Raw genomic sequence first — 3,549 nt, forward strand, 5'->3', positions numbered from 1 at the left:
CTACGAAGAAGAAGGAGAAAAATTCTTCGCATACATGATGGAACCACCAACAGCCGCAGCACAAATGAAACCTGCAGCGAAAGAATATTTGTTCGTCGTAGATGTTTCAGGGTCTATGCACGGAGAACCAATGGAAGTGTCCAAAAAACTATTGCGCAACTTATTGGTAAACCTTCCAGAAACCGATCATTACAACATCTTATTTTTCTCAGGCGGATCAAGTATATTAGCTCCAAAACCGTTGGCATGTACACCAGAAAACATTCAAAAAGGACTCAACTTTTTAACGAATATCAACAGTGGCGGTGGCACACGTTTGCTCAATGCGCTTCATACAGCGTATGCATTGCCACGAATGGACAACAGCAGCGCACGATCAATGGTCGTAATTACTGATGGATACGTAAGTGTAGAACGCAAAGCTTTTGAAATGATTGAAAAAAACTTAGGACAAGCCAATGTATTTACTTTCGGAATTGGTTCAGGTGTCAACAGATATTTACTAGAAGGAATGGCGAAAGTAAGCAACAGCGAATTGTTTGTTGCAACACAAATGAACGAAGCTAATGCGGTTGCAGAAAAGTTCAGAAACTATATAAAATCGCCTTTACTGACACAAATTCGTATCAAAGCAGAAGGTTTTGAAGCGTATGACGTCACTCCAAGCAGCATTCCCGATGTATTTGCTTCGCGTCCAATTTTAGTTTTTGGAAAATATAGAGGAGATGCTAAGGGAACATTAACCGTTACAGGACAAACAGGAAATGGCGTTTTTCAAAAAGAATTCCGCGTGGCAGAAGGCATGTTAAGCAAAGACAATGAAGCGCTTAAATACTTATGGGCACGTAAAAAAATAGAACGCCTGGACGATTACAAAAGACGCTTTGGAGACAATACAAAACAGAAAGTTATTGAACTCGGATTAAAATACAATTTAGTAACACAATACACATCGTTTGTGGCGGTTGACAATGAAGTTGTAAACAAAAACGGGAAGCGCAAAACGATAAATCAACCGTTACCAATGCCTAAAAATGTTAGCAATAGCGCAGTAGGAGCAGAAGCGTCTGTAAAAGGGAAAACATTCATCAAAAGAAAAAAACGTACAAAAACGATCAAAGCTGATACTAAAAACGTGAATGAAAAAGCAGCGACTTGGTTCCGTGAAAACTATACAAAAATCGTAGAAAAATATTTGAAAAAATATGATGGAATTCGTGTAGAAGTGGACAAAAACGGAACGATCTTAAAAGTTGAAATTCTCGTAAATGGCAGCTGGATTTTAAACGAAGTATTGCTAGAACGAATCAACTTACTAGATGTAAACGAAGTGTTCAGTTTGGGAGAAAAAGTAACAATTACAATCAAAAAATAATCAGATGAAGAAGCTATGTTTCTTATTGTTATGGTGTTGTTCGGTTTCCGCTTTCGCGGGAACTGAAACAACGCTAAACGAAGTTAAAAAACCACAATCGTTAGTCTTTATTGCAGGTTTTGATGAAGGTAATAATATGTATTATGCAAATGCTAAAAACTACTTTAACAATCAATATTGTCAAGTTGTAGAAGAAGCGCAGAATTTGGCTGAAATTCTAAAATGGTTGCGTTTGCATTATGATGCGAATGTATATGGAGATATTCACATTGTAAGTCATAGCAATCCTTGGCGCGGTTTATCAATGAAAACAACGAGTGAAAGTGACCGAATTACTGCGGCAACTTTAGAAGACGCTTTGCAAATGAAAGAAGTAGTGCCGTTGGCGAATAATTTTTTACGAAAAGACACTAAAATTATATTTCATTCTTGCGGATTGGGCGCAAATAAAACACTCTTACAAAGTCTAAAAAAAGCGTTTACCGCAGATGTTGACATTCCGTTGTACGCTTCTGAATTTTTCAATGTTTTTGGCGGAAAATATGCAGGACATTATTTAGCAAAAACCTATTATGGATATTATCCAACGGCACATTCGGCAGGACCAAGAGCGTTGGCAATGGAATTCAAAAAGAAATATCCGAACGTAAAAACCGATTGGGAAACGGTTTTAAAAACACGTGCCGAACAATTGCCAGGTGAATTATATACGTATCGTTTCAACATTCCTGTGGAGTGGGAATTTGAATTTGAAGCCAAAGAAGACATTCCAAATTTTAAAAACACGCAAGAAATCATCGATTGGATTTCAGAAGATGAAAATTTATTGAGCACAATCAAAGCGTTCAACATTCCAATAGAAAAATTCAGATGGTTGACAAAAGTTCGTGGGAACACTTTATTCATCAAAGGGAAAACAACCGTTTTATGCGTCATGCAACCAATTATGAAGAAAGATGCTAAAATGGAATATTCGCCAGTAACAATTAATAGTATTAGTTATACGAAGGTGTAAAAAAACATAAAAGACTGAACAAAACCTTGAAAACAGTGTGTTTTCAAGGTTTTTTTTGAAGTTTATATTTTAGAATTTTTACAAGATTTTGGATGAAAACATTATGAATTCCACCAATCCACAACGAATTCTAGATAAGTCCTAACGAATACTAAAGCTACTCAAATTGTTCGTCCGTTTCATCGCATATTTGAACTATAAATCAAGTATAACAATTAAAATAAACAATTATGAAACGTACAACATTCACAACATTAGGAGTAGCAGCAATGACATTAATAGCTTGTAACACTTCCACAAAAGAAGTAAAAACAGAAAAAGCAGCAGTTCCACAAAAAGTAGAAAATGTAGCACAAGAAACCACGACACAATTTGAAGAAAAAGCAATGGAGGATTGTATTGCCTATTCAAAAATACAAAACGAAATTAAACTGATGGAAGCTATGGAAGCAGCTCGTGTAACTGACAGTATTGCAAATGCAGAATTGGCTTTACAAGAAACATTGGCAAAAGCAGTAGCAGCTCAAAAGAAAAGAGAATCAACACCAGAAGCTTTAGCAAAAAGAGCCGTTGAAGCCGAGTTATGGTTCAAAGCAAACTATGAAAGTGTTGTAAAAGCATACAAATCAAACTATGATGGTTTGCGTGTAAGATTAACAACAGAAGGCGATGTTTATGAGGCAGCATTACTTATAAATGGAGAATGGAAAGTAGATATGAAGCTAATGGAAAAACTTGAAAAAGTAGAAGTAACAAAAGACTTAGCGCCAGGAAAAGCAGTAGACATCACCGTAAAAAACGCATAATATGAATTGGTTACCCAATGAACGAGAACGCGACAAAAAGACCTTATCTATTTTATGGATGAGGTTTTTTTGTTTGGATCGGCTTCGCCTCTTGGACCGCTAACGCTTTTGGATCGCTTTGCTTTTAGATGTTAGATCGCTTGCGCTCTTAGATTGTTTCATAACACATTTTAATTTTCAAATAAACGAATAAACGAATAAACGAATAAACGAATCAACAAATTGAATTTTGAATGTTAGATTTTAAATGTTGAATTACTTCGCTGAAAGAAACTATTGGACTTTAAATTACATGCCGTCACTTCGAGTTAATTTGTGGAACAAATTTGTATCGAGAAGTATTTTGAAGATCG

At 35.8% G+C, this 3,549-nt stretch carries 3 protein-coding genes; all 3 read left to right on the forward strand.

Features of this window, described 5'->3' with window-relative positions; translation table 11 throughout:
- Nucleotides 1–1,375: vWA domain-containing protein (locus tag AB8B65_RS04005; RefSeq protein WP_405299566.1), on the forward strand; the 1,375-nt coding region annotated here is incomplete at its 5' end.
- 4 nt (nucleotides 1,376–1,379) lie between these two features.
- A complete protein-coding gene (locus tag AB8B65_RS04010) occupies nucleotides 1,380–2,390 on the forward strand; it encodes a hypothetical protein (protein ID WP_405299567.1) in 1,011 nt (336 codons plus the stop codon).
- 230 nt (nucleotides 2,391–2,620) lie between these two features.
- Entirely contained in the window at nucleotides 2,621–3,196 is a 576-nt protein-coding gene (locus AB8B65_RS04015; RefSeq protein ID WP_405299568.1) for a hypothetical protein, read from the forward strand.
- The last annotated feature ends 353 nt before the right edge of the window (nucleotides 3,197–3,549 follow it).

The organism is Kordia sp., assembly GCF_045105435.1.
GTDB lineage: Bacteria > Bacteroidota > Bacteroidia > Flavobacteriales > Flavobacteriaceae > Kordia.

Excerpts from the sequence above, each read along its gene's own strand:
- AB8B65_RS04010 (WP_405299567.1), top strand. The coding sequence starts at position 1,380 with ATGAAGAAGCTATGTTTCTTATTGTTATGGTGTTGTTCGGTTTCCGCT.
- AB8B65_RS04015 (WP_405299568.1), top strand. The coding sequence starts at position 2,621 with ATGAAACGTACAACATTCACAACATTAGGAGTAGCAGCAATGACATTA.